Annotated in this window: 24 protein-coding genes; 14 read left to right on the forward strand and 10 right to left on the reverse strand. The window is 63.0% G+C overall.

Annotated elements, in window-relative coordinates; genetic code table 11:
• Complete coding sequence (recJ, locus tag FJ977_RS16980; RefSeq protein ID WP_140773937.1) at positions 1 to 1782, forward strand: single-stranded-DNA-specific exonuclease RecJ; 1782 nt, start codon at positions 1 to 3, stop codon at positions 1780 to 1782.
• A 10-nt stretch (positions 1783 to 1792) separates the two neighbouring features.
• Here the strand turns inward: recJ and FJ977_RS16985 are convergent, their stop codons facing one another.
• The 3 genes from FJ977_RS16985 to folE all read right to left on the reverse strand — a co-directional run bounded on the left by FJ977_RS16985 (position 1793) and on the right by folE (position 4027).
• Positions 1793 to 2764 carry a patatin family protein gene (locus FJ977_RS16985; protein ID WP_140773203.1) on the reverse strand — a complete coding sequence of 324 codons (972 nt, stop codon included), beginning with the start codon at positions 2762 to 2764 and terminating at the stop codon, positions 1793 to 1795.
• A gap of 84 nt (positions 2765 to 2848) precedes the next feature.
• Positions 2849 to 3307 (reverse strand): phosphoribosyl-AMP cyclohydrolase, encoded by a 459-nt coding sequence (gene hisI / locus FJ977_RS16990; protein ID WP_056573393.1) that lies wholly within the window; start codon positions 3305 to 3307, stop codon positions 2849 to 2851.
• A gap of 84 nt (positions 3308 to 3391) precedes the next feature.
• Positions 3392 to 4027 (reverse strand): GTP cyclohydrolase I FolE, encoded by a 636-nt coding sequence (gene folE / locus FJ977_RS16995; protein ID WP_056572284.1) that lies wholly within the window; start codon positions 4025 to 4027, stop codon positions 3392 to 3394.
• Positions 4028 to 4267: 240 nt separating this feature from the next.
• Here folE and FJ977_RS17000 point away from each other — a divergent pair, with 240 nt between their 5' ends.
• Entirely contained in the window at positions 4268 to 4714 is a 447-nt protein-coding gene (locus tag FJ977_RS17000) for an iron-sulfur cluster assembly scaffold protein (protein ID WP_056572283.1), read from the forward strand.
• Here FJ977_RS17000 and FJ977_RS17005 read toward each other — a convergent pair.
• The gene (locus FJ977_RS17005) at positions 4711 to 5628 is read right to left on the reverse strand and encodes a LysR substrate-binding domain-containing protein (protein ID WP_140773204.1); all 918 of its coding nucleotides are present in this window, start codon (positions 5626 to 5628) and stop codon (positions 4711 to 4713) included. The two genes, FJ977_RS17000 and FJ977_RS17005, sit on opposite strands and share 4 nt — an antisense overlap.
• A 90-nt stretch (positions 5629 to 5718) precedes the next feature.
• Between FJ977_RS17005 and FJ977_RS35825 the strand changes: the two genes are divergently transcribed.
• The 5 genes from FJ977_RS35825 to FJ977_RS17025 all read left to right on the forward strand — a co-directional run bounded on the left by FJ977_RS35825 (position 5719) and on the right by FJ977_RS17025 (position 11016).
• On the forward strand, positions 5719 to 5877 hold the full coding sequence (locus FJ977_RS35825; RefSeq protein ID WP_181179914.1) for a hypothetical protein: 159 nt from the start codon (positions 5719 to 5721) through the stop codon (positions 5875 to 5877).
• 76 nt (positions 5878 to 5953) lie between these two features.
• Complete coding sequence (gene yidD / locus FJ977_RS17010) at positions 5954 to 6328, forward strand: membrane protein insertion efficiency factor YidD (RefSeq protein ID WP_140773205.1); 375 nt, start codon at positions 5954 to 5956, stop codon at positions 6326 to 6328.
• Positions 6329 to 7041: 713 nt separating this feature from the next.
• Entirely contained in the window at positions 7042 to 7860 is an 819-nt protein-coding gene (blaOXA, locus tag FJ977_RS17015; RefSeq protein WP_140773207.1) for a class D beta-lactamase, read from the forward strand.
• Positions 7861 to 8009: 149 nt separating this feature from the next.
• Positions 8010 to 9986 carry a threonine--tRNA ligase gene (gene thrS / locus FJ977_RS17020; RefSeq protein ID WP_140773208.1) on the forward strand — a complete coding sequence of 659 codons (1977 nt, stop codon included), beginning with the start codon at positions 8010 to 8012 and terminating at the stop codon, positions 9984 to 9986.
• A gap of 85 nt (positions 9987 to 10071) precedes the next feature.
• A complete protein-coding gene (locus FJ977_RS17025; RefSeq protein ID WP_140773210.1) occupies positions 10072 to 11016 on the forward strand; it encodes a GNAT family N-acetyltransferase in 945 nt (314 codons plus the stop codon).
• Positions 11017 to 11040: 24 nt separating this feature from the next.
• Here the strand turns inward: FJ977_RS17025 and FJ977_RS17030 are convergent, their stop codons facing one another.
• Complete coding sequence (locus FJ977_RS17030) at positions 11041 to 12003, reverse strand: hypothetical protein (protein WP_140773212.1); 963 nt, start codon at positions 12001 to 12003, stop codon at positions 11041 to 11043.
• Positions 12004 to 12157: 154 nt separating this feature from the next.
• Between FJ977_RS17030 and FJ977_RS17035 the strand changes: the two genes are divergently transcribed.
• Together FJ977_RS17035 and FJ977_RS17040 are read left to right on the forward strand one after the other, a co-directional pair.
• Complete coding sequence (locus tag FJ977_RS17035) at positions 12158 to 12742, forward strand: nitroreductase (RefSeq protein ID WP_140773214.1); 585 nt, start codon at positions 12158 to 12160, stop codon at positions 12740 to 12742.
• Positions 12743 to 13351, forward strand: coding sequence for a flavin reductase family protein (locus FJ977_RS17040; protein WP_140773216.1), 609 nt, complete (start codon positions 12743 to 12745; stop codon positions 13349 to 13351).
• A gap of 11 nt (positions 13352 to 13362) precedes the next feature.
• Here the strand turns inward: FJ977_RS17040 and FJ977_RS17045 are convergent, their stop codons facing one another.
• Positions 13363 to 14079: a TetR/AcrR family transcriptional regulator gene (locus FJ977_RS17045; RefSeq protein ID WP_140773222.1), complete on the reverse strand. Its 717-nt coding sequence runs from the start codon at positions 14077 to 14079 to the stop codon at positions 13363 to 13365.
• 135 nt (positions 14080 to 14214) lie between these two features.
• On the opposite strand from FJ977_RS17045, the gene FJ977_RS17050 reads away from it, so the two are divergent.
• Positions 14215 to 14889, forward strand: a complete 675-nt coding sequence (locus FJ977_RS17050) for an isoprenylcysteine carboxylmethyltransferase family protein (protein WP_140773224.1) — start codon at positions 14215 to 14217, stop codon at positions 14887 to 14889.
• 3 nt (positions 14890 to 14892) lie between these two features.
• On the opposite strand, the gene FJ977_RS17055 is transcribed toward FJ977_RS17050, so the two are convergent.
• Together FJ977_RS17055 and FJ977_RS17060 are read right to left on the reverse strand one after the other, a co-directional pair.
• Complete coding sequence (locus FJ977_RS17055; protein WP_140773226.1) at positions 14893 to 15774, reverse strand: CoA ester lyase; 882 nt, start codon at positions 15772 to 15774, stop codon at positions 14893 to 14895.
• Positions 15774 to 16226, reverse strand: coding sequence for a MaoC family dehydratase (locus FJ977_RS17060; protein ID WP_056572267.1), 453 nt, complete (start codon positions 16224 to 16226; stop codon positions 15774 to 15776). Before FJ977_RS17060 ends, FJ977_RS17055 begins: the two co-directional genes overlap by 1 nt.
• Positions 16227 to 16378: 152 nt before the next feature.
• On the opposite strand from FJ977_RS17060, the gene FJ977_RS17065 reads away from it, so the two are divergent.
• Entirely contained in the window at positions 16379 to 17503 is a 1125-nt protein-coding gene (locus FJ977_RS17065) for a DUF2336 domain-containing protein (RefSeq protein ID WP_140773227.1), read from the forward strand.
• Here FJ977_RS17065 and FJ977_RS17070 read toward each other — a convergent pair.
• Together FJ977_RS17070 and parE are read right to left on the reverse strand one after the other, a co-directional pair.
• Positions 17500 to 19569: an FUSC family protein gene (locus tag FJ977_RS17070; protein ID WP_140773229.1), complete on the reverse strand. Its 2070-nt coding sequence runs from the start codon at positions 19567 to 19569 to the stop codon at positions 17500 to 17502. The two genes, FJ977_RS17065 and FJ977_RS17070, sit on opposite strands and share 4 nt — an antisense overlap.
• Positions 19570 to 19615: 46 nt before the next feature.
• On the reverse strand, positions 19616 to 21673 hold the full coding sequence (gene parE / locus FJ977_RS17075; RefSeq protein ID WP_140773230.1) for a DNA topoisomerase IV subunit B: 2058 nt from the start codon (positions 21671 to 21673) through the stop codon (positions 19616 to 19618).
• 238 nt (positions 21674 to 21911) lie between these two features.
• Here parE and cpaB point away from each other — a divergent pair, with 238 nt between their 5' ends.
• From cpaB to FJ977_RS17090, 3 genes are all read left to right on the forward strand, one after another.
• On the forward strand, positions 21912 to 22838 hold the full coding sequence (gene cpaB, locus FJ977_RS17080) for a Flp pilus assembly protein CpaB (protein WP_244735111.1): 927 nt from the start codon (positions 21912 to 21914) through the stop codon (positions 22836 to 22838).
• A 90-nt stretch (positions 22839 to 22928) separates the two neighbouring features.
• Positions 22929 to 24314, forward strand: coding sequence for a type II and III secretion system protein family protein (locus tag FJ977_RS17085; protein WP_246683204.1), 1386 nt, complete (start codon positions 22929 to 22931; stop codon positions 24312 to 24314).
• A 6-nt stretch (positions 24315 to 24320) separates the two neighbouring features.
• A complete protein-coding gene (locus tag FJ977_RS17090) occupies positions 24321 to 24590 on the forward strand; it encodes a hypothetical protein (RefSeq protein ID WP_056572257.1) in 270 nt (89 codons plus the stop codon).
• Positions 24591 to 24624 lie beyond the last annotated feature (34 nt).

A 24624-nucleotide genomic window follows, 5' to 3' on the forward strand; every position in this document is an offset into this window, starting at 1 on the left:
ATGATGGGCGACAGGCGCCTCTTCCTCGATGTCAGGCAATCGGCTACCGGTCTCTCCTGGGAGCATCGGCTGACCGAGCGACAAGACATGATCGCGCTGGCCATCGCGCAAGGCCATGGCGTGCCCGACATCGTCGCACGCGTCCTTGCCGGGCGCGGTGTTACCGCCGAGCAAACCGAGCGGTTCCTCGATCCGACGATCCGCGACCTGTTGCCGAATCCGGCCTCGCTGACCGACATGGACAAGGCCGCCACCCGCATCGCGGCGGCGGTGATGGCGAGGGAAAAGGTGGCGATCTTCGGCGACTACGATGTCGACGGGGCGGCCTCGTCAGCCTTGCTGAAGCGGTTTCTGACGCATTTCTCGGTGCCGTCGGAAATCTATATTCCGGACCGTATTTTCGAGGGTTACGGCCCCAACCCCGATGCCATGCGCGAACTCGTCTCGCGCGGCGCGACGCTGATCGTCACCGTCGACTGCGGCACCAACAGTGCCGTTTCCGTCGATGCGGCCAATGCCGCTGGCGCCGATGTCGTGGTGCTCGACCATCATCAGGTCGGTGGCGCCTTGCCGGACGCGGTTGCCGTCGTCAATCCAAACCGCGACGACGATCTTTCCGGTCAGGGTCATCTCTGCGCCGCCGGTGTCGTGTTCCTTGCCCTGGTGCAGACCGCAAAGGTCCTGCGTGGCTTGACCGAGACCACGCCACCGGATCTGCTTTCCATGCTCGATCTCGTTGCATTGGCCACCGTGTGCGACGTGGTGCCGCTGACCGGCGTCAACCGTGCCTTCGTCGTCAAAGGGCTGCAAGTGGCGCGCCAGCAGAAGAATGAAGGGCTTGCCGCATTGGCGCGGGTTTCTCGCATCGGCGAACCGATCGGCACCTTTCATCTTGCCTATCTGATCGGGCCGCGCATCAACGCCGGCGGGCGCATCGGCGACGCGGCCCTTGGCAGTCGGCTGCTTGCGACAGACGATCCGGTCGAGGCAGGGACCATCGCCGAGACGCTGGACCGGCTGAACCAGGAGCGGCAGCTGATGGAGCAGGAGATGCTTGCGGCAGCCCGCGCCGAAGCCGATGCCGAGCTTGCCGGCGGCAATGGCCCGGCCATCGTCGTCACCGCCAGCAACAACTGGCATCCCGGCATTGTCGGTCTGCTCGCTTCACGCCTGAAGGATCATGCCCGGCGGCCGGCTTTCGCCATCGCATTCAACGCTGTGGGTATTGGTACCGGTTCGGGCCGTTCCGTGTCGGGCTTCGACCTCGGCCGGCTGGTGCGCGAAGCCGCCGATGCCGGCTTGATCGTCAAGGGCGGCGGCCATGGCATGGCGGCCGGTATCACCGTGGAGCGCGCCAGGCTTGGCGAACTCAGGGCGTTTTTCGAGGAGCGCGCGGCCGCCGACGTGTTTCGGCTGCAGGACGAGGAAAGCCTGGCAATCGACGGCGCGCTTGCCGCCGAAGGCGCGACGCTCAGCCTGCTCGATGCGCTGGAAAAGGCCGGCCCCTTCGGCGCCGGCCATGTCGCACCGGTTTTCGCGCTGCCGCGCCATCGGCTGGCCGACGCCCGGCCGGTCGGCACCAACCATATCCGCGCCGAATTGCAGTCGGAGAGCGGCGGCCGAATCCAGGGGATCGCCTTTCGCGCCGTCGACACCGCACTTGGCGAATTCCTGTTCAAGAACCGGGGCAAGACGGTGCATGTCGCCGGCTCGCTGTCGGGCAATTACTGGAACGGCAACCGCACCGTACAGTTCCGCATTATCGACGCGGCGCGGGCGTGAGGTTGGCTGGCTAAGCCAAAACCGTCTGCAGCCGGCTCAGTTCGCCGATCTGGGCCATCGTCGCCTGGTAGCCGAGCTGGATCGCCTCATCGGCACGATGGAACTCGGTCAGGCCGATATGGCTGAGCTTGGGCTGCAGCGACATGTCGGGCGGATCGCCGGCAAGCCTGGCGCGCGAGATGCGGTCCTGGATGATGTTGAAGGCTTCGACCATGACGCCGGTGATGCCGAGGCGGCTCTGATGCGACTGGTGGTCGGGGTCCGAGTGACCGGCGCGCGGCGCGTCCTTTTCGACAACCAGTTCGCCGGCGCTGTGCTTTATCACCGCTGCGCGGCCGAACAGGTCGTAGTGAAGATTGACCGCCACGACGAGGGGCTGTTCGTAGGCGCGGCAGACCGACACCGGGACCGGGTTGACCAGCGCGCCGTCGACCAGCACCCGGCCGTTGCAATTCACCGGCTCGAACACGCCAGGCAGCGCGTAGGACGCGCGCATGGCCGTGATCAATGAGCCGCTCGACACCCAGATTTCGTGGCCGGTGCGGATTTCCGACGCGACGCAGACAAATGGCTTGGGGAGATCCTCGAAACGAACGCCTGCCACATGCTCACGCAGGCGGGCGTCGAGCTTCATGCCGCCGAACAGGCCGCTGCCGCGCAGATTGAGATCGAGCAGGCCGAAAATGCGCCGCTTGGTGAGGCTGCGGGCGAACTCTTCCAACTCGTCCAGTTTGCCGGCGAGATAACAGCCGCCGACCAGCGCGCCGATGGATGTGCCGGCTATCATCGACACTTCGATACCGGCTTCGTCGAGTGCACGCAGCACGCCGATATGGGCCCAGCCACGGGCGCAGCCGCCACCCAATGCCAGTGAGATGCCTGTCTTCTTTTCGGGTTTTGGTTGGGGTGCGCCGCCGGACGAGGAGAGGCCGTTGGCTTCTCGAACGTCTGATCTGTTACGCAATGACGCCCACTCGAGCATCATGATCTCCCTTGTCCCACATCCTTTGTATCAAAAGGATGTTTGAGAATAGTGAACATGAGTGGTTTGTGAATATGGAATGGTTCACACAGGCTTCCGATACGTCTTTTCCGCATCGAACAGCGGTTTGCTGCCGTCGTCGACAAGCGTCCCCTTGCCATCGACCAGACCCACCGTCCGATAAAAGCATGAACGCCGGCCGGTGTGACAGGTTGCGTCGTGGCCCAACACTTTCACGTGCAGCCACAATGCATCCTGATCGCAGTCGGTGCGCATCTCGACGACATGCTGGAAATTGCCCGAGGTTTCGCCCTTCTTCCAAAGCGCGTTGCGCGAACGCGACCAGTAATGGGCGATGCCCGTTTCCAATGTCAGCGCGAGCGCTTGCGCGTTCATATGGGCGACCATCAGCAGCATGCCGTCTTCGGCATCGGTGACGACCACCGTGACAAGACCGGCCGCGTCGAAGCGCGGCGAGAACACGGCGCCTTCTTCGAGAGCCTTCTTGTCTGACGGAGCTTCGGGAAATTCCAGTGCCGACATCGCCGGTGCATTTTCCTGTTTGACCACCATCCTGTCCGAGAACCGGTTCTTCGGGATCATGGTTGGGCGATGCCGGTGCCGGGCTTACGCCCCGCCGCCGCGCACCATGGTGACAAAACGAACCTGCTCTTCGGGCGTATCCTTGAAGACGCCAGTGAAGGTGGAGGTGAGCGTGGTGGAACCCTGCTTGCGGATGCCGCGCATGGCCATGCACATATGCTCGGCCTCGATCATCACGGCGACACCGCGAGGGTTGAGCACGTCCTGGATGACGCCGGCGATCTGCGCGGTCAGCGCTTCCTGCGTCTGCAGGCGATGGGCGAAGATATCGACGACGCGCGCGATCTTGGACAGGCCGACGACCTTGCCGTCTGGGAGATAGCCGACATGCGCCTTGCCGATGATCGGCACCATGTGGTGCTCGCAATGCGAATGGAACTGGATGTCCTTGACGATGACGAGGTCGTCATAGCCTGCGACCTCCTCGAAGGTGCGGCCGAGTTCCTCTGCCGGGCACATGTCGTAGCCACCGAACATCTCGCGATAGGCCTTGGCCACGCGCTTGGGCGTGTCGATCAGCCCTTCGCGGTCCGGATTGTCGCCGGTCCAACGCAGCAGGGTGCGCACCGCGGCCTCGACCTCGGCTTCGCTCGGCCGGTCGGTGACCGGCTTTTCCATGTAAGCGGACTGGGGCATGAATTTCTTGATGACGGCATCCATAAAAGGCGTCTCCCGTAGTTCCTCTCCAAGGAGGAACGAGTTGAACGGACCACGACCTTTCGGTGTCGGAAACTCGCCCCGTTTCCAGCCCCGTAAGCGGCGTGAACTTCCCGGCCAGAACAGCGGCGCTCATCGCCTTGTCGTTACCGGACTGCCAGCATTATATAAGGTCGTAGCGAGCGAAAGGAAGACGCAGCAGCGGCAATCGCTGTTCGCTTGGCGGCGACGGATTGGAAAATAATGATCAACGACGTCTACAACGCGAAAATTCTCGGCTTTGCCGGAAACATCGAACGCATCGGCCGGCTCGACCATCCCGACGCGACCGCCAAGGCACATTCCAAACTGTGCGGTTCGACGGTTACCGTCGACCTCAAGATGGAAGACGGCGTGGTCACCGACTTCGCCCATGACGTGAAGGCGTGCGCGCTCGGCCAGGCGTCGTCCTCGATCATGGCTCGGCATGTCGTCGGCGCGAGCGCCGAGGAACTGCGCGCGGTGCGCGACACCATGCTGAAGATGCTGAAGGAAAATGGCGAGCCGCCGCAAGGACGCTTTGCCGACCTGAGGTACCTGGAACCGGTGCGCGACTACAAGGCGCGCCATGCCTCGACCATGCTGACCTTCGACGCCGTGGTCGACGCCATCGGCCAGATCGAGAAGAAGCGCGCCGAAGAAGCGGCTTAGGCCTGCTGCTGCAGCTTGTGTCTGCTTTCGGCGAACTCGCCTCTCAGCCAGTCGGCGAACGCGGCGGCCGGTTCCGACAGATCCTTCAGGTTCCTTGCCACCAGCCAGTAGGCGCCCGACGCAACGTCGATGTCGAACGGCTTGATCAGCGCTCCGGATGCGACTTCCCCGCCGATCTGCAAGAGATCACCCAGCGCCACGCCATGCCCGAGCAGCGCTGCCTGCTTTGACAGCGAGGCATCCGCCAGCATCGGACCTCGCGCCGGCACGGCGTCGGCGGGCACGCCGGCCGCCTCGAACCAGCGCGCCCAGCCCTGGCGGTTTTCCTCGTGCAGAAGCGTGTAGCGGGCAAGGTCGATCGGCTTCTCGAGGGCAGGGCCCGAGGCGAGCAGCATCGGCGACAGAACCGGGGAATCGACCGTCGAGGCAAGCCGCTCGGCCTGGCTGCGAGGCCACGAGGTGGCATGGGCGCTGAAGCGCAAGGCAAGTTCGGGCTGATCGCCGCGGAAATCGATCAGCCTTGGATCAACTTCCAGGGACACGTCGATATCGGGCCGCAATTGGCGGAATCGGTTGAGCCGGGGCACCAGCCATACGGATGCAAGCGACGGCTCGACACTGACACGAACCAGGGACTGCGCGGGGACCGCCACCAGTTCCGATAGCAGCCGGTCGATATCGTCAAAGCTTCGGACCAACTGGGCAAGCAACCGGCGGCCGGTATCGGTCAGTTCGACACGGCGATGATGGCGTTCGAACAGAGGCTGGCGCAGGAAGGTCTCGAGCTCGCGGATCTGCCGGCTGATCGCGGCCTGGGAGACGAAAAGTTCCTCCGCGGCCCGGCTGAAGCTCAGATGCCGACCCGCCGCCTCGAAACTCCTCAATGCCGTCAACGGCAAGCGCCCGCGCTTCATTCGCATAATCCAGGGTTATCCGAAGTGGAAATTATACTCGTTTGAAGGCCAAGGCCAGCGGCGGTCTAATCGCATCAAAGGAGACCGAGCTTGAACCAGTTCCTGAACATCTTCGGCGATGTGATGCGGATCGCGACGTTCCAATGGCGTGACGAAAGGCTGCATACAAAGTGCGGCGAGGAGCCGATCCGCCCCGGCCGCTCGATGCCTGCGGTTGACCGGCAGCCGTTTCGCCGCTTCCGCCCATGACGCACGGCGGGTGGGGATTGCGTTCTCCCGGCGAAGCTCACATCTATCGCGGGAGGAACGCGATACGGAGATTGCGGTGCACGACCCGCATGGGCATGCCCACACTGCCAGGCCGCCGGGACGCGGCCGCAACTGGCCCGGCCCGTGGCGCAAGACGCCTGGCCGTCTCTTCGGCACGTCGCTCGTGCGCCTCTACCAGCTGACGCTGTCCGGCTTTGTCGGCAATTCCTGCCGGCATCTGCCGACCTGCTCCGAATACGCGCATGAGGCGATCGCCCGCCATGGCCTGTGGGCCGGTGGCTGGATGGGATTTTTCCGCGTGCTGCGCTGCGGCCCATTCGGCACGCACGGCGTCGATTTGGTTCCGGAAGTGCTGGCTGATCGTTATGTCTGGTTCATGCCGTGGCGGTACTGGCGGATCGGCAGGAAACGCGGCCAAGCCCAGGCCTGACGGTGGCCTAACTTCAAAGTCGGACTATTTCGTACCATTCAGCATCATGCTGGGTCGTCGTTTTGATACATGGAACCCTACAACCACGACGACGCGACTCCTGTCCAAAACCAGTTGCCGATAAGGTGATCGTCACAGGCGAGGCCCAGTCATTTTCTTATATTCTCTCCAGATTTTGGTCGCCATATATACTATGTAGCGTTCATGATGGTATATAAGATATATAATAAAAAACAAAACAACAGTGAAAGCGACTGTTCCAACTAAAGATAGTATGAAATCTATCGGGTTTTTTTCGAATTTAATCCAGCTGAATTTATCCCTTATTTCTCCAGAAGCCAGCGCTGACACTGATATGCCCATCGTGTACCCGATCAGGCTCGTCAACGCGATATAGGCTATAACTTTTTTCCAAACACTCATGGAGAGTAAGGCCATAATTTCATTTCTGATCGGCATTCGAGCAGTCGACGCAGACATTGTCCAGATGGGTTAACCGGAGACGATATGAGCTCCTCAAATTTGAAGTACAACACGCGTTGAATTAACGCGTGTTTGATGGGCCAGCATTATACGGATCTCGATTTGAGGACAGATTTTTAGAATTCGGTAGGGTTAACGCAAGCCTGCACAAAGACTGCGCATTTGAGACAAAATCGAGACAAGAGACCTAGCTAAGCCCGCTCGCGAACACCCTTCTGGAGCGAGCATCAATGCGTAACATCGACCGTCTTCCCTTTATCCTGGCTGGAGTCCTTTTCCTGCTCGCCTGGTTGCTGGGGTTCCCGATGCGCGCGCAATCGGCTCCGCTTGGGGATGTGCACTGCACGCTGATCGCCGATGCGGCGACCGGCAAGACGCTTTTCCAGGACGGAACCTGCGACCAGCGGTTCAGCCCGGCCTCGACGTTCAAGGTACCGCTCTCGCTGATCGGCTACGACGCCGGTATCCTGAGCGACGAGCATACGCCGACCTGGGACTACAAACCCGAATTCAATGCGGTGAAGAGGGATCAGAAGGCCGTCGACCCGGTGATCTGGGAACGCGATTCGATTATCTGGTATTCCCGGGAGATCACCCGCCGGCTGGGTGGCGAGAAATTTGCCGGCTATGTATCGAAGCTTAACTACGGCAATGGCGACGTTTCAGGCAATCCCGGCAAGGATGACGGTCTCACCCGTTCCTGGGTCAACTCCTCGCTCAAGATCACGCCGGTCGAACAAGTTGCCTTCCTGCGCCAAATGCTCGCTGGCAAGATGCCGGTGTCGGCGAAGGCGCATGAGATGACACGCGCAATCATACCGAGCTTTAAGGCTGGTGATTGGGCCGTTCAGGGCAAGACCGGCAGCACGAGGCTCGGCGAGGGCGGCAAGGACAAGCGCTCGCTCGGTTGGTTTGTCGGTTGGGCCCGGAAAGACGGACGCCAGATCGTGTTCGCCCGGCTGGTTGTCGATACCAATCGGACTGATATGCCGAAAGGGTTGGCGACCAGGGCCGCGTTCCTCAGGGATCTGCCGCAACTGATGAAGTAGGCTGGGCTTTACGGCGGCGGCATCTGCTCATAAAAGACTGCCGCCGCCGGACGCCTCCGGCCAACCTGATGCAGGTCGCAGCCGCAAGCCGACGGTGACCTGCATTTTACCACCCGCGCTCGTTTGCGGGACTGGATAGGAGATACATGATGCTGAATTCCGTTTCCCTGACATTCCCCGATGGCTCCGTCCGCGACTACGACGCGGCGATGACCGGTGCCGGCCTTGCCGAATCGATCTCGAAGTCGCTGGCCAAGAAGGCCGTCGCCTATGCCATCGACGGCACCGTGCGCGACCTCAGCGACCCGCTCGGCAAGTCCGGCAAGGTCGAGATCATCACTCGCGACGACGCGCGCGCCCTTGAGCTTATCCGTCACGACACCGCCCACGTGCTGGCGGAAGCCGTGCAGGAATTGTGGCCGGGAACGCAGGTGACCATCGGGCCGGTGATCGAGAACGGATTCTATTACGACTTCGCCCGCAACGAGCCGTTCACGCCGGATGATTTTCCGGTGATCGAGAAGAAGATGCGCGAGATCATCGCGCGCAACAAGCCGTTCACCAAAGAGGTCTGGTCGCGCGACAGGGCCAAGAAGGTGTTCGCCGACAAGGGCGAGCGCTACAAGCTCGAACTGATCGACGCCATTCCCGAGGATCAGGATCTCAAGATCTACGCCCAGGGCGACTGGTTCGATCTCTGCCGCGGTCCGCACATGGCTTCGACCGGCCAGATCGGCAATGCCTTTAAGTTGATGAAGGTGGCCGGCGCTTATTGGCGTGGCGATTCGAACAACCCGATGCTGACGCGCATCTACGGCACGGCCTGGGCCGACCAGGCGCAGCTTGATGCCTACCAGACGATGCTGGAGGAGGCCGAGAAGCGCGACCATCGCAAGCTTGGCCGCGAGATGGACCTGTTCCATTTCCAGGAAGAAGGGCCGGGCGTCGTCTTCTGGCACGCCAAGGGCTGGAAGATGTTCCAGAACCTGGTCAACTACATGCGCCGCCGGCTCGACGAGCAGGGCTACCAGGAGGTCAACGCCCCGCAGGTGCTCGACAAGAGCCTGTGGGAAACGTCAGGCCACTGGGGCTGGTATCGTGACGCCATGTTCAAGGTGACGGTTGCCGGCGACGACACCGACGACGATCGCGTTTTCGCGTTGAAGCCGATGAACTGTCCGGGCCACGTGCAGATTTTCAAGCATGGGTTGAAGTCCTATCGCGATCTGCCCGTGAAACTTGCCGAATTCGGCAATGTGCATCGCTACGAACCATCAGGCGCGCTGCACGGGCTTATGCGTGTGCGCGGCTTCACGCAGGACGATGCGCACATCTTCTGCACCGAGGAGCAACTGGCGGCGGAATGCCTGCGCATCAACGACCTGATCCTGTCGACCTATGCCGATTTCGGCTTCGACGAGATCAGCGTGAAGCTGTCGACGCGGCCGGACAAGCGTGTCGGCACCGACGAGGCGTGGGACCACGCCGAGGCGATCATGAGCAGCGTGCTGGAGACGATCAGGACGAGATCCGGCAATCGGATCAAGACTTCGATCAATCCGGGCGAGGGCGCCTTCTACGGGCCGAAGTTCGAATATGTGCTGAAGGATGCCATCGGCCGCGAATGGCAATGCGGCACGACGCAGGTCGACTTCAACCTGCCGGAACGCTTCGGCGCCTTCTACATCGGCTCCGATTCGGAGAAGAAGCAGCCGGTCATGGTGCACCGCGCCATCTGCGGCTCGATGGAGCGTTTCCTCGGCATCCTGATCGAGAACTATTCCGGTCACTTCCCGCTGTGGTTCGCGCCGCTGCAGGTGGTGGTGGCGACGATCACGTCCGACGCCGACGGCTATGCGACCGAAGTGGTGGCAAAACTCAAGGCCGCGGGCTTGTCGGCCGAGGCCGATCTGCGCAACGAGAAGATCAACTACAAGGTTCGCGAACACAGCCTGGCCAAGGTTCCGGTCATCCTCGTCTGCGGCAAGCGCGAGGCGGAAGAGCAGACGGTCAACATGCGCCGGCTTGGATCGCGTGACCAGGAGTCGCTGGGCCTTGTGCAGGCAATCGATCGGCTGACCGAAGAGGCGATCACGCCCGATCGCCGGCGCAAGCGCACCGCCTGATTTGAGCAGCACCTTTGATGGTGGCGGTGGAGCGATCCACCGCCATTTTCATATCCCTGTCACGCCGATCTTGTAACGAGCCCCTATGCTCAAGCTGAAATTGCGCGAACGGTCCTTTCCCGAACTTTCCTACGCCAATCCGCACCAGCCGGTGCTGGCGCGGTGGTTCATTCATTCCGTCGAAGGCCTTTCCGGCCGCGATCGCTTTGCGGCACTCTACGATTTCTGGCGCCGTGAGGTCGTACCGACCGGTGAGCGCGTGTTCAGCCGCATGCTCGACCTGATCGATGTCGGCGTGCGAACCGCCGATCAATGGCCGCCCGCACAACTGCCCGATACGCCGCTGGTGATCGTTGCCAACCATCCCTTCGGCATCGGCGACGGCATTGCGGTGCTGTCGCTGGCGGAGCAGCTCGGGCGGCCTTTCCGGGTGATGATCCACAAGGATCTGCTCAGGATTCGCGAGATGGAGCCCTATTCGCTGCCGATCGACTTTTCCGAGACCAAGGAAGCGCTGAAGAACAACATGGCCGTGCGCCACGAGGCGGTACGCCTGCTGAAGGAGGGCGTCACCATCGTGGTGTTTCCGGCCGGCGGCGTCGCCACGGCGCCGAAAGGCTTTGGCCGGGCGCGCGACCTGCCATGGAAAATGTTTCCCGCCCGCCTCGTCCAGGAAGCGAAGGCGTCGGTCGTTCCCATGCATTTTTCCGGACAGAATGGCAGGCTGTTCCACCTGGTCAGCGGGCCTATGAACATGGCTGAGCGCGATGGCCGGGTGGCCAAATTCGTCGGCAAGGCCTCGCTGACATTGCGCACGTCGCTGCTCATCCGCGAATTCGCACGGCTGTCCGGCAGGGCGATCGACGTGCGCGTCGGCGATGTGCTGAGCTGGAGTGAGCTGGAGCCGCTGCGCGACCGCAAGGCATTGCTCGAGCGTCTCTACCGCGGCGTGTTCGACCTGGCGCCGCAGCTGCCGCGCCGCCGGATTCCCTTCCTGCCGGCGCGGACGAAGCTGAAGCTGGCGGCCTGAAATAGGGGAATGGGTCGTAGAAGGCTAATCCGCGCCTTCTTCCGGATCCATCGCCGCGGCCTCGGTCGCCAGAACCTCGATCTCCTGGTTCTGCCCGGCCACCACCGTGAAATCCTTCTGGTAGATGCGGTCGCGGTTCTTGGCGATGATGGTGTAGTCGCCCTCGGCAAGCACCATCGAGGCGAAGGCGCCGACTGTTTCCTTGATCGGATCGCCGGATTCGTTGAGCAGCGACCAGGACGTGTCGGCGATCGCTTCACCGCCCGTTTCGCGCACCAGCTTCATCGTGATCTCGGCGGCGTGATGCTCGACGGTGGCTTCGGTCAGCTTGCCGGCCTCGACGCGGATATCGGAGCGGATCACCGCGTTGACCGCGCCATAGGTCGAGACGACGTGGTAGATGCCGGCATTGAGCCGCACGACGCTGTTGGGTTCCACATCCGGAATGATCAGCGCGCGGTCGCCATTGGCCTCGGCGGTGCCCTCATAGATCGAGAAGCGCAGTTTTTTCGGGGGAATGCGCACGCCGCCGGATAGAACCGCGTCGAGCTTCAGGCCACCGGCGTCGAGCACCAGGCTTTCCCGCTTGGCTTCCTTGCCGACAGTGATGCGCTTGGTGGCGCCGGCGCGACCATAGGAGGCATGGACCAGATAGCTGCCGGGCTCGAGCTGGAAGACGGCACTGCCGCCATGCGCGGAGGCGACCATCGGCAATTTGCCGTTGACGGGCTCGGGCTTGAAGACACGCCAGACGAGGCCACGGGTGATGTCGGTGCCCTTGTCGGTCAGCTGGGCCGACAAAGTGATGGCGCCACCGCCGCCGAGCGCCAGCGGGGCTTCGGTCTTGGGCGTCGCATAGCTCGAAATTCCGGGGAGTTTCAGGTCGCTGACGCCGTCTTTTTCCTGCGCAGCAGCCAAGGAGACCGGCAGCAGGAACAGCGCGGCGCAGAGCCAAACCAGGAAAAGACGCAGTCGCCCCTCAAACATGCCTTGCGTTGAAGCCCATGGCGGTGGCAATTTCAAGGCTTAAGAGTCCGATCCACGACTCTTCAGCCCGGCGCTCGCGCGCCTTTGCCCGAGCCGCCCGAATTCCCGATGGTGCGCTTCAGCTCAAAACAGAGTGTCTAGGAGACTTGCGCCCATGGCGTCGCCGATCATCGACTTCCTGCTGACCCGAAATTCAGCACCGATTCCGGACCTCAAGGATCCTGCGCCCAGCGACGCCGATATAGCGACGATGATCGCCGCCGCAACGCGCGTGCCCGACCATGGCCGGCTGGAGCCCTGGCGCTTCATCCTCTATCGCGGCGATGTCCGCGTCGAGATCGGCAGGAGGCTCGCGGAGCTTGCCGAGCAGCGGGAAGGGCCGCTGCCCGAAGGCCGCCGCAACCAGGAGCTGGCACGCTTTTCCCGTGCGCCGCTGGTGATCGGTGTGGTGTCGGTGCCGAAAGAGAATCCCAAGATCCCGCAATGGGAAATGTTCCTGTCCGGCGGCATGGCGGCGATGAACCTGATGATTGCGGCCAATGCGCTGGGCTATGGCACCAACATGATCAGCAACTGGTATTCCGACGTGCCGGAGGGCAGGGCGATCCTCGGACTGGCGCCGCAGGAGCGCGTCGTCGGTTTCATCCACATCGGCTCTTATGCCGGCCCGGCGCCGGAGCGGCCACGGCCTGATCCGGCCAAGCTCTACGCTGATTACGCAGGACCCTGGGCGGGTTGAATGTTCTACGAACCGTCCAGGGGGCACGGGCTGCCGCACGATCCGTCGAAGGCGATCGTGGCGCCGCGCCCGATCGGCTGGATATCGACGCTGAACAAGGCGGGCGAGATCAATCTCGCGCCATACTCTTTCTTCAATGCGGTTTCGACGCGCCCTTTCATCGTCTGGTTCTCGTCGGAAGGAGAGAAGGACAGCGCCTCCTTTGCCCAGGAGACCGGCGAGTTCGTCGCCAATCTGGTCAGCCGCGATCTTGCGGAGAAGATGAACTACACGTCCGTCAACGCGCCGCCTGGCGTCAACGAGTTCGTCTATGCCGATCTCGCCATGGCGCCTTCGCGTCTCGTCAGGCCGCCGCGTGTGGCGGCAGCGCCTGCCGCGCTGGAATGCCGGGTGACGGAAGTCTTCCGCCCAAGGGCGTTGGACGGAACGCCAACCAGCGCCGTCGTCGTCGCCGGCGAGGTGGTCGGCGTGCACATTGACGATGCCTTCCTGAAAGATGGCCTGTTCGACATCACCAAGGCCGGAAATGTGGCTCGTCTCGGTTACATGGATTACGCCAGCGTCGAAGAGGTCTTTTCGATGCGCCGGCCACGCTGGGGCAAGGAGTAGGCTCCGGCCGCTCAGCGCGCCTTGACGGGGTTCGTTTTGCGTCGGGCTGTCATGACGGCTCTGATGTAGCCGGGTTCTCCGATCCGAATGCTTCCGTCGGGAAGGCCAAGTATACGGTCGAGAGCGATCTCGTAGAGCCTGACGCGTTTCTCCAGGACTTCGATCGCGACCTCCATATCGGCGTCGCTGCCGCCGGCGATCGCCTTGGCGACGACATCATGCGTGGCCAAGCCGAACTGCATGACGATGTCGGCGACACCCTCCGGATCGAAGGTCCTGAAAGTGCCGTCTTCGACACCTTGCCGGATGATCTTGACCAGCAAGGGTGAAAACGACGCGCTGGCCGCCAGGTTGATGCGGTGGAAAAGCACCAGATTCTCCGGCCGAAACATCGTTTCGAAAAGAGCCCAGGCTTCCGCCGCGGTCTCGATCTTGGCCCGTCGCGACTGGGAGAGCAGGCCGTTCAGACGGCCAAGCGGGTCGAGGCCGGGATCGTCGAGCACGCCCTGAACCCCAGCCAGTGCCTGTCTCGCGAAACGGTCGGCCAGTGCGTCCAGAAGAGCCTCCTTGGAGGCGAAGTAGTGATAGAAGGCGCCCTTCGAGACGCCGGCTGACGCAATCACGTCGTTGAGGCTCGCTCTGTCGTAGCCGTGCGTCAGGAACAGAGCTTGGGCATGGTCCAGAAGTTCTTCTCGCCTGAGTTCTGGATGTTTGATGACGCGGGGCATGACCAACCTTCTGCACGTGATGGCCGTTTCCGTCCAGCGCGGAGTCCACTTGAATTATAGACCATCGGTCGGTATGGTAGACCATTGGTCTATTTCTGGCAATGCCGGCGAGGGGCATGCCGTGGAAGGTCGATCATGATCGCGAAATTGGTTCTTCAGACATTCATCTGGTTCGGCGTCATGGGCGCCTTGCTCTTCCTGTCGGCGGGAACGCTGCACTGGCCGGGAGCCTGGGTCTATCTGGTGGTGATGGTGGGGCTCAGCCTTACCTTGGGCGTGGCGCTGGCGCGTCGCGATCCCGGCCTTATGAAAGAGCGGCTGAGCCCTCCCATCCAGAAGAACCAGACGGCGGCCGACAAGGTCCTGCTATCAATACTTCTCATCGCCATCGTCGGCTGGCAGATTTTCATAGGATTCGATTTCCGTTTCGGCTGGTCGACGGTTCCTGTCTGGGCGCAGGCGGTTGGAGCGCTGGTCCTGCTGATCGGAATCTGGATCTGCTATCTGACCATGCTGGAGAACAGTTTTGCTGCGCCCGTGGTGAAGATCCAGGATGAACGGGGACAACGCGTGATCACCACCGGGCCTTACAGCTATGTCCGCCATCCCATGTATGCCGGCGCCATTCTCTTCTTCGCCGGCACGGCACTCCTACTTGACTCCTGGTGGGGGCTGGCATCGGTGCTCGTGTTCGTCGTTCTCCTGGCCATCCGCACGTTCATAGAAGAGAAAACGCTTCGCATCGGCCTGCGCGGCTATGATGACTATGCTGCTGAGGTCCGCTACCGCCTGATCCCGAAGGTCTGGTAGCGGTCAGGCGGAAATGCCTGCCGCCCTCGCGCGTGCAAGCAGCCTTTCGGCCAGCCGCAGATGCGGGCGGTCGTACATCTTGCCGTCGATTCCAACGACGCCGGGATTTCCGGCTGCCTCGAACGCCGCGACGATCGCCGCCGATTGTTTGACCGCCTCGACCGAGGGCGTGAAGGCGGCATTGATGACCGGCACCTGGTCGGGATGGATCGCCATCTTGCCGGTGAAGCCGTCTCGCTCGGCCTCCGCGCATTCCGCGGCGAATGCCGCCATGTCGCGAAAATTCGGGAACACGGTGTCGATCGCGGCCACCTCGGCGGCTCCGGCCGCCAGGATAGTCGTCAGGCGAGCGTGGCGGAACACGTCAGTGTAACGGCCCTGCTCGTCGCGGGTGGAGCGTGCGCCGATCGCCGCCGACAGGTCTTCCGCGCCCCAGGTCAGACCGGCGAGCCGCGCACTTGCGCCGGCATAGGTCGCGGCGGCGAGTATTCCCGCCGGGGTTTCGGTGATGATCGGCAGGATCCTGATCGAGCCGTCGGGCAGGCCGTTCTCCGCCTCCCGAACCCTGAGCTTTGCCGAGAGGTGCTGCACATCCTGGCCGCTGTTGGATTTGGGCAGCATGATGCCGTCCGGCTTTGCCGCAACGAGCGCGGCAAGATCGTCGTCGGTCAACCCGGTCGAGAGGTCGTTGACCCTGATATAGATGGCCGAGGTGGTTTGTCCCCTGTGTTCGACGATAAAGCGTGCGGCGACCGCGCGCGCCGTCGCCTTGTTCTGCGGCGCCACGGAATCCTCGAGATCGACAATCACCACGTCGGCGCCGGCGCCAAACCCCTTTTCCAGCTTCCGCTCGGAATCGCCGGGAACGAACAGCAGCGAACGCATCAGGCGGCCTTCTTCAGCATCATCGCCTGCCTGGTGCATTTGGCGACGAGGTCGCCATGCTGATTGTAGGCGCGGTGCTCGAATTCGACGATGCCGCGATCGGGTTTCGACTTGGACTCGCGTACCGAGACGACAGAGGTTTCGACACGGATGGTGTCGCCGTGGAAGACCGGATGCGGAAACACGGTTTCCTTCATGCCGAGATTGGCGACCGTCGTGCCGACCGTGATGTCATTGACCGAAATGCCGATCATCAGGCCGAGCGTGAACAGCGAGTTGACCAGCGGCTTGCCCCATTCGCTCTTGGCGGCGAAGTCGAAGTCGATATGCAGCGGCTGCGGGTTCAATGTCATCACCGAAAACAGCATGTTGTCGCTCTCGGTGACGGTCTTGCGCAGCGTGTGCTGGAAGACGTGGCCGACGACGAATTCCTCGAGATATAGCCCGGCCATTTGCTGTTTCCTCCGCTGTCTGAGGGTTGATAGGCGCTGCATTCAGCAGTCGCAAGCCAGTTAATGAACATGGTGAACCGTTCGTAAACCATTTCTGCCTACCGTCTTCACCGGGGCCGGAAACCTTCTGGCAAGGGGCATAGCAGGCGGGCATGGTTGTTGTTTCGCATTTCCTGAAGTGGATCTACACGGCCAGGGTGTCCGAGCGTGCCGCCGCGGCCAACGCGCTGGCCCGGGCCTATGTCAATTCCGAATTGCCGTTCGAGGATCGCTGCGCCGCGGAGGCCGCGCTGACGCTGCTGCTCGACGATGCGTCGTCGAAAGTGCGGCTGGCAATGGCCGAAGCGCTTTCCATGAGCCACCACGCGCCGCTGCAGATCATCAGCGCGCTGGCTTCCGACCAGCCCGAAGTCGCCGGTGTCGTGCTGGCGCGCTCGCCGCTGCTCACCGACGCCGATCTGATCAACCGTGTGGCGGCGAGCCAGAAGGCAACGCAGAAGCTGATCGCGGACCGTCCTGTTGTCTCGATGGCGCTGTCGGCGGCCATCGCCGAGATTGGCGAGGCTGAAGCCTGCGCGGTGCTGCTGGCCAACAGTGGCGCCGACATCGCTTCCCTCAGTTTCCGCCGCATGGCCGAACGGCACGGGCATCTGCCTCTGGTACGCGAGGCACTGATATCGGATGCACGCCTGCCTGCCGACTGCCGGCATATGCTGCTGATCAAGCTTGGCGAAACATTGAAGACATCGCCACTGGTCATGGCATTGATGGGCGCCGCGCGTGCCGACCGCGTCATGCGGGACGCTTGCGTCAAAGCCTCCGTGACGCTGATCGAGGGCACGCGCCAGGAAGAACACGCGGCTCTGATCGAGCATCTCAGGCTGCGCGGCGATCTCACCGCAAGCTTCCTTATCCGCACCATCGCGCATGGCAAGGTCGATTTCTTCGGCTCGACGCTGGTGGCCCTCGGCCAGCAGTCTGAACAGCGCGTGAGGGCGCTGCTGGCCGGCGGGCACGATGTCGCCTTGCAGGCCCTGTTCCGCAGCGCCGGCCTTGCCGCCGCCACGCATGCGATCATCCTGCGCGCGCTGAAAATCTGGCGGGAAGTTGCCAATGGCAAGCGCGTTGCCGGCGTGCAGGAAGTCAGCTGGCTGATGCTCAAGGAACTGGGCGGGCAATCCGCGGAAGGCGATCTCGCCGCTCTGGTCAAGTCGATCCATCTTGACGCCCTGCGCGAGAACGCGCGGGGGCACGCACTGGCGATCGCTGCGGCCTAGCCTTTATCCCTGGCGAAAAAATCCGGGAAATCCTCCATCGCCGCGGCGATAATGCGCAGTGATGCCGCGATCTGCAGCGCGTCGCTGTTGGCGTTCCGCTGGGCTATGCCCGCCGCATATTGCCGGGCCACGGCGACAGTCGCTGTCTGCGGGTCGCCGGGCGCGCGGAAAAGCAACTCGCGCGCCAGCCCTCTCAGGAAGTTGGCGACCGAAAGCGCGGTCTCGGACGGGATGGCGTGGTTCTGGCTTGCGCTGCGCAACCGCAGGATCTCCAGACCGACCGTGACTGCGGCAACGCCGCCACCCAGAACCGCTTCGCCCTTCCTGCCGGAATTCTGCACCAGCGGCATCAACTGGTTGATCCGGTCATAGGCGAGGCTCTCGAAGGCCGGTCGCCTCGGCACGCGCTCGTGCAGGCAAAGTCGAGCCAGATCCTCGCGCATGGCCCGCACGATGCGATTGGCCGCGAGCCACGGATCGGCGGGGAGCACGATGAGGAAGACCCCGATCGCCAGCAGGATGCCGACCAGGATCGATGCCGAGCCGGCAAGGAAGGGGCCAGGAGCATAGGTCATCGCCTGATGGGGACTGAGGAAGGCGAGAAAATTGATGGCGAAGGCTGTCGCCACGCCGACATAGCGCGGATTGGCCATGGCGAGCGCCGCCGGCACCAATATGGGAACGACAAAGAGCGTGAACCAGCCAAAACCGGGCAGGGCGGGAAGCGCTATCTGGCCGACGAGAAAGGCAAAGGGCAAAGCGAGCAGGGTGCCCTTGAAGAAGCCCCAAGATACCTGCACCGGGTCGGGGCGAGCGGCAAACAGGCTCGATACGACGGCAACCAGAATGACGGTGCCTGCCGCTTCCGACCATTTCGTCGTCAGCCAGAATGCGGCGACCAGCAATGTGGCAAGGGCCGCGCGGACGGCGTTACGTGCCGCGCCGGGATAGTCGCGATGCACCACGAGGGCGGGTTGCCGGCTGGCGCGACCTTGGCGGCGCGTGGCTGGTGAGCGCAGCGCATCCAGACCGCGCAGCACCTGTTTCAGCGCCTCGGCGAAATCGGCGGCGATGGTGAGGCGGGTGATGGTGCCGACCCTGTCGTCACCCTGGTCGACCGAGGCATCGGGCATTTGCCTGGCTTTGGCCGAGATCGCGTCGAGCCGTGCCACCCAGGGCGCGATATCATCCAACGCGCCGGGTTTGGCCGCCAGTTCACCGACAAGCACTTGCAACTCCGAGCGTACCGGAATGAGCGCGGCGTTCTTCGGAGCGGCGTGCGAATGCAGCGCACGTGCCGCCGAGAGAGCCGAGAGCAGCTGTCCGATGGTGCGCCGGACCGGATGGGCGCGGGGCGCGAAGCTTGCTGCCTCGAGCCTGGCATAGGCGCGCATCTCGCCAAGCGTCTGGGTGTCGGCGACAAGCTTGCGGTGCAGTCCGATGAGCGTTGCCCGATCGCCGCCGGAGAACGCACCGCCGGCATAGATGGCGAGGTCGAGAATGCAGCGTTTCAGCCGCGAGATGATGGCGTCACTGGCCAGTTTCGGCAGGATCAGCCGGCTGGTCAGGCCGGCGCAGACGATACCGAGTACGATCTCGGCGCAGCGCGCGACTGCAAGGTCGACGACAAGGTGCGGTTGCCCGAAGGCGGGCAGGCCGATGATCATGGCCGTGTAGCCGGCCAGGGCCGCGCCATAGGCTTCCGGGTTGCGCAGCAGCGAGGAGACGAAGGTGCAGATGCCGATCCAAACCGCCAGCACCGTCACCAGCACCCAGGGGCCGGTACCAAAGATCGTGGTGATGCCGATCGCGGCGACGCCACCGGCGAGCGTGCCGAGCAGACGGTAAAAACCCTTTGCCAGCACCATGCCGGCAACGGGCTGGGCGACGATGAATACCGTCATCATCGCCCATTGCGGGTGATCGAGGCGCAGCGCATAGGCGGCGAGAAGCGCGATAAGCCCGGCCGAAACGGTTCGCAGGGCGAAAATCCAGTCCGAGTGCGTCGGCTGTGTCAGCCCGGCCAAGCTTGTCTCGAAATAGGCTTTCAGCCGTGCCCGGGTCACATGCTCGTCTCCGCAACTGGAGCCCGTGTTATGGACCGGGTGGCGCTCAGATATCCAGCACTTCCGTCTCCGCGAATTCGGCACGCTCCTGGATGAAGCGGAAGCGGGCTTCCGGCTTGGTGCCCATCAGCGCGTCGACCGCGTTCTTGGTCGCGGCCTCGGCGTCGATCACGTCGACCCTGAGCAGCGTACGCTTCCTCGGGTCCATGGTGGTCTCCTTGAGCTGCGAGGCCATCATTTCGCCCAGGCCCTTGAAGCGGCCAAGCTCGACCTTGCCGCGCCCGGTGAATTCGGTGCGCAGGAGTTCGTCCTTGTGCGCGTCGTCGCGGGCATAGGCGACCTTGCCACCTTGCCTGATCGAGTAAAGCGGCGGCACCGCCAGATAGAGATGGCCGCCACGCACCAGCGCCGGCATTTCCTGGTAGAAGAAGGTGATCAGCAGCGAGGCGATGTGGGCGCCGTCGACGTCGGCGTCGGTCATGATGATGACGCGGTCGTAGCGCAAATCCTCGTCGCGGTACTTCGAGCGCGTGCCGCAGCCGAGCGCCTGGATCAGGTCCGATATCTGCTGATTGGCGGCCAGCTTGTCGTTGCCGGCGCTGGCGACGTTGAGGATCTTGCCACGCAGCGGCAATACGGCCTGGCTGGCACGGTCGCGTGCCTGCTTGGCCGAGCCGCCGGCGGAGTCACCTTCGACGATGAACAGTTCGGCACCGGCCGCCGCGTTCTGCGTGCAGTCGGCGAGCTTGCCGGGCAGGCGCAGCTTGCGTACCGCGCTCTTGCGCGACACCTCTTTCTCCTGGCGCCGGCGCACCCGCTCGTCGGCGCGCGCGATCACCCATTCCAGGAGCTTCGAGGCTTCCTGTGGATTGTCGGCCAGCCAATGGTCGAATGGATCGCGGATCGCGGTCTCGACAATGCGGATCGCCTCGATCGTTGCCAGCCTGTCCTTGGTCTGGCCGACGAATTCAGGTTCACGGATGAACACCGATAGCATGCCGGCCGCCGAGATCATGACGTCTTCGGAGGTGACGACCGAGGCGCGCTTGTTGCCGACGAGATCGGCATAGGCGCGCAGGCCCCGCGTCAGCACGTTGCGGAAACCGGCCTCGTGGGTGCCGCCTTCACCGGTCGGGATGGTGTTGCAGTAGGAATTGATGAAACCGTCGCCGCCGAACCAGGTCACAGCCCATTCGAGCGAGCCATGACCGCCCTGCTTTTCGCTTTTACCCGCGAAGATTTCCCGCGTCACCTGGAAGTCGTCGCCGAGCGATGCCTTGAGATAGTCCTTGAGGCCGCCTGGAAAATGGAATTCCGCCTTCGCCGGCGTCTGGTCCTTTTCCTTGATCAGCGAGGGATCGCAGGTCCAGCGTATTTCGACGCCGCCAAACAGATAGGCTTTCGAGCGCGTCATGCGGTAGAGGCGCGCCGGCTCGAAAGCCGCGCCCTTGCCGAAGATCTGCTCGTCGGGATGGAACCGGGTCTTGGTGCCGCGGCGGTTGTGCACCTCGCCGAGGTGCTCCAGACCGCTTATCGGAATGCCGCGCGAGAAGCGCTGGCGGTATAGTTGACGACCTCGCGCGACTTCGACCTCGAGATGATCCGACAGCGCGTTCACAACGGAAACGCCGACGCCGTGCAGGCCGCCCGAGGTTTCATAAACCTTGGAATCGAATTTGCCGCCCGAATGCAGCGTCGTCATGATGACTTCGAGTGCCGGCTTCTTGTATTTCGGATGCGGATCGACCGGGATGCCGCGGCCATTGTCGGTAACGGTCAGAAACCCGTCGGCCGAAAGCTCGACGTCGATAAAGGTGGCATGGCCGGCAACCGCCTCGTCCATCGAATTGTCGATGACCTCGGCGAACAGATGGTGCATCGCCTTGTCGTCGGTACCGCCAATATACATGCCTGGCCGGCGACGCACCGGCTCCAGGCCCTCGAGCACCTCGATATCGGCGGCGCTGTAGCCCTCGCTACCATCCTTGGTCGCTGCGGGGCGCTTGGCCGCCGCCTGCACAAGGGGATCCGCCGGGCGCGCCGGTGTGCGAACCGGCTGCGGCTGCTTGTCCATATTGCCGAAGAGATCGTTGTTGTCGTCCATGCCTGCCATAGGGTCCGGTGCTGCGAATCACCCGCCGATACTGCCACGCTTTTCAGCGCCAAGCGACGGAAGTTCCTGTTACGTTCGGGGATTTGACCCCCTCTTACCTTAAAACCATTCGATAACCAAGCGGGCGGAAATAGGTCCGATACGGCTGGCCGGGATTCCTGTTTCTTTAACAAAGCGGCCTAGCGTGAGCCCAACATAACAAGAAACGACGGGCAGCAGGGGTTTCGGCGTGAGGGGCAAGGCCATAACGATGATCGGCATCGCCGCCGTTTTCGGCGCGATATCGATCTTTGCCGCGGATTTCTGGGTCAAAAGCCAGGCCAAGGCCGACGCCGAGGAGAAGACGTCGTCGATCGCTGCCCCAGCTCCGCCAAGGATCGAGTTCAAGACCATCGTGGTGGCGAATGCGTCGTTGCGCTACGGCATGGAACTCGACCGTGCAAAGCTGATCGAAATCCCGTGGCCTCAGGATTCCCTGCCGCAGGGCGCCTTTGCCACCATCGACGGGCTGCTTGGCGAAGGCAGCCGCGTGGTGCTGTCGCCGATCGAGGTCAACGAACCGGTGCTGCTGACCAAGCTGTCGGGGCCAAACGGCCGCGCGACGCTCTCCAACATGCTGACCCCCGGAATGCGCGCGGTCACCATCCGCACCGACGAGATCGCCGGTGTCGGCGGCTTCGTCACGCCGGGCGACCGGGTCGATGTCGTGCTGACGCGCGATGCCGGCGAAATCCAGGAAGTCGCCAAGAACGCGCAAGGGGCGGCCGGTTCGACCATCACTTCCGAGATCGTGGTTGCGGACGCCAAGGTGCTGAGCGTCGGGCAGGGCGCCGACGAGCGCCAGACCACGCCGCAGGTGGCCAATTCCGTGACCATAGAGGTGACGACCGAGGGCGCGCAGAAAGTGGCGCTTGCCCGCACCGTCGGCACGCTGTCGCTGTCGCTGCGCTCGGCCAGCGAAGGCGGCGACGGCAAGAATGGCGTCACCACCATCTCTTCCTTCGGCGGATCGGTTGCGGCCAAGGCTCAGGCCGCGGCCGGCTCCTTGTTCGACGCAATGACCAAGGAGCCGGAGAAGCCGAAATTCAAGACGGTCATCGTGACGCGCGGCACGAAAGCCGAGGAATATCAGGTTCCTGCGCGGGACCAGAAGTAAATGCCGGTGGGGACCGGGCGGGACGGGGCAATGTTGATGCGTACCCTATATCGAATGGCAGGCCGGTTGCGCTTCGTGCGCATCTTGGGGATGGCGGTTGCCGTGGCTGTGAGCGGGATGCTTGCCTTGCCTGGCGCGGCCAAGGCGGACAATGACGTCGTCTATGTCTCGGCGACCAAGAATGCGTCGATCAAGGTCGCCAAGGGGAAGCCCAAGACGATCGTGACGAGCGCCGCTTTCTACCAGATTGTCATCGGCGATCCGGAGATCGCCAACGTCAATCCGCTGACCGACAAATCCTTCTATGTGCTGGGCAACAATCTCGGCACCACCGGCATCGCTTTGTTCGACGAGAAGAAGCAGCTTGTCGGCACCGTCGACATCGAGGTGACGCTCGACACGGATCAACTGGCCAGCACCATCCGCGCCAGCGTGCCGGACGCCAAGATCAAGGTCGGTTCGGCCAATGGCCGTGTCGTGCTGTCGGGTGAGGCGGATGACGCTGTCGCCGCGGACAAGGCAAGCAAGATCGCCAGCCGCTTTTCCGGCAATGAAGAGGTGATCAACTCCGTCAACATCTCGTCCTCGCAGCAGGTCCAGCTCAACGTCCGTTTCGTCGAGATCAATCGCCAGGCAAGCCAGGATCTCGGCGCCAAATACAGCGCCAATTTCGCCTACGGTATCGGTGGACGCGATGTCACCATCGATCCGGGAACCGTGCCGGCGGCCGGAACCGGCGAGATCATCGGCCGGCTGTTGTCGAACGGCGTGTCGATCGATGTCGCCATCAAGGCGCTGGAAGAGCGCGGCCTTGCCCGGCGGCTGGCCGAACCGAACCTGATTGCCCGTTCGGGCGAGACGGCGAGCTTCCTCGCCGGCGGCGAATTTCCGATCCCGGTTTCCGAGGAAAACGGCAAGATTTCCGTCAGCTACAAGAAGTACGGCGTCAGCCTCGACTTCACGCCGACAGTGCTCAAGGACGGGCTGGTCAGCCTCGACATCGCGCCGGAAGTGTCCTCCATCGACGCGTCGGCCTCCTACAACATCGGCACCATCTCCGTGCCCGGTTTCATCGTCCGCCGCGCCAAGACCTCGGTCGACCTGAAGAATGGCCAGAGCTTCATGATCGCGGGGCTGCTGCAGTCGCAAAACGACATCACCACATCGCGCATTCCCGGCCTCGGCAAGATGCCCGTGCTTGGACCGCTGTTCTCGTCGAAGTCCTATCAGCGCCGCGAAACCGATCTGGTCATCATCGTCACGCCCTATCTGGTCAAGCCGGTCGATCCATCGAAGAAGATGGCCGAGCCGACCGATGGCACGCAGCCGGCCAGCAACGTCGACTATTTCCTCAACAACACCGAGGAAGTGAAGGCATCGGACAGCGGTCGCGCGCTGGCGCTGGCCGATGGCAGTGCCGCAAGAGCCACTCCCGCCACCACGGTCGGGCATTTCCTCGACCTGCCGAAGGACTGAAGTGCCATGCGTCTGATCCTGAGGTCGAGCATTGCCTTGCTTTTGGCCGGCTTCGCCGCCGGCTGCACCAGCGACGACTATGTGCGCAGTGAAGGGCTGACGACCGGCGCCGGTAACGCCCAGGCCGCCAACACCGTCATGCAGATGGTCGATCCGTGGAAGTACGGTGTCCAGAACACCAGGCTTCTCGTGCCTGCCAAGCGTGGCGATGCCGGACCTGTCACCCCCGATCAGGCCGCCGCTTCGAAGGCATCGCAGACGACCACGGGCAACTGACCCCAAAGGGCGATCGAGCCCACAGGCTGATAAA

The organism is Mesorhizobium sp. B2-1-3A, assembly GCF_006442655.1.
Lineage (GTDB): Bacteria > Pseudomonadota > Alphaproteobacteria > Rhizobiales > Rhizobiaceae > Mesorhizobium.

Bases quoted from the DNA above. Each gene is read 5' to 3' on its own strand.
- hisI (WP_056573393.1), bottom strand. From the start codon at position 3,307: ATGTCGGCACTGGAATTTCCCGAAGCTCCGTCAGACAAGAAGGCTCTC.
- FJ977_RS17045 (WP_140773222.1), bottom strand. From the start codon at position 14,079: ATGCCCCGCGTCATCAAACATCCAGAACTCAGGCGAGAAGAACTTCTG.
- FJ977_RS17035 (WP_140773214.1), top strand. From the start codon at position 12,158: ATGGCGTCGCCGATCATCGACTTCCTGCTGACCCGAAATTCAGCACCG.
- FJ977_RS17055 (WP_140773226.1), bottom strand. From the start codon at position 15,774: ATGCGTTCGCTGCTGTTCGTTCCCGGCGATTCCGAGCGGAAGCTGGAA.
- FJ977_RS17060 (WP_056572267.1), bottom strand. From the start codon at position 16,226: ATGGCCGGGCTATATCTCGAGGAATTCGTCGTCGGCCACGTCTTCCAG.
- FJ977_RS17050 (WP_140773224.1), top strand. From the start codon at position 14,215: ATGATCGCGAAATTGGTTCTTCAGACATTCATCTGGTTCGGCGTCATG.
- FJ977_RS17065 (WP_140773227.1), top strand. From the start codon at position 16,379: ATGGTTGTTGTTTCGCATTTCCTGAAGTGGATCTACACGGCCAGGGTG.
- blaOXA (WP_140773207.1), top strand. From the start codon at position 7,042: ATGCGTAACATCGACCGTCTTCCCTTTATCCTGGCTGGAGTCCTTTTC.
- FJ977_RS16985 (WP_140773203.1), bottom strand. From the start codon at position 2,764: ATGCTCGAGTGGGCGTCATTGCGTAACAGATCAGACGTTCGAGAAGCC.
- FJ977_RS17040 (WP_140773216.1), top strand. From the start codon at position 12,743: ATGTTCTACGAACCGTCCAGGGGGCACGGGCTGCCGCACGATCCGTCG.
- thrS (WP_140773208.1), top strand. From the start codon at position 8,010: ATGCTGAATTCCGTTTCCCTGACATTCCCCGATGGCTCCGTCCGCGAC.
- FJ977_RS17030 (WP_140773212.1), bottom strand. From the start codon at position 12,003: ATGTTTGAGGGGCGACTGCGTCTTTTCCTGGTTTGGCTCTGCGCCGCG.
- recJ (WP_140773937.1), top strand. From the start codon at position 1: ATGATGGGCGACAGGCGCCTCTTCCTCGATGTCAGGCAATCGGCTACC.
- FJ977_RS17025 (WP_140773210.1), top strand. From the start codon at position 10,072: ATGCTCAAGCTGAAATTGCGCGAACGGTCCTTTCCCGAACTTTCCTAC.
- FJ977_RS17000 (WP_056572283.1), top strand. From the start codon at position 4,268: ATGATCAACGACGTCTACAACGCGAAAATTCTCGGCTTTGCCGGAAAC.
- FJ977_RS17005 (WP_140773204.1), bottom strand. From the start codon at position 5,628: ATGAAGCGCGGGCGCTTGCCGTTGACGGCATTGAGGAGTTTCGAGGCG.
- FJ977_RS17090 (WP_056572257.1), top strand. From the start codon at position 24,321: ATGCGTCTGATCCTGAGGTCGAGCATTGCCTTGCTTTTGGCCGGCTTC.
- parE (WP_140773230.1), bottom strand. From the start codon at position 21,673: ATGGACGACAACAACGATCTCTTCGGCAATATGGACAAGCAGCCGCAG.
- FJ977_RS17085 (WP_246683204.1), top strand. From the start codon at position 22,929: ATGGCGGTTGCCGTGGCTGTGAGCGGGATGCTTGCCTTGCCTGGCGCG.
- folE (WP_056572284.1), bottom strand. From the start codon at position 4,027: ATGGATGCCGTCATCAAGAAATTCATGCCCCAGTCCGCTTACATGGAA.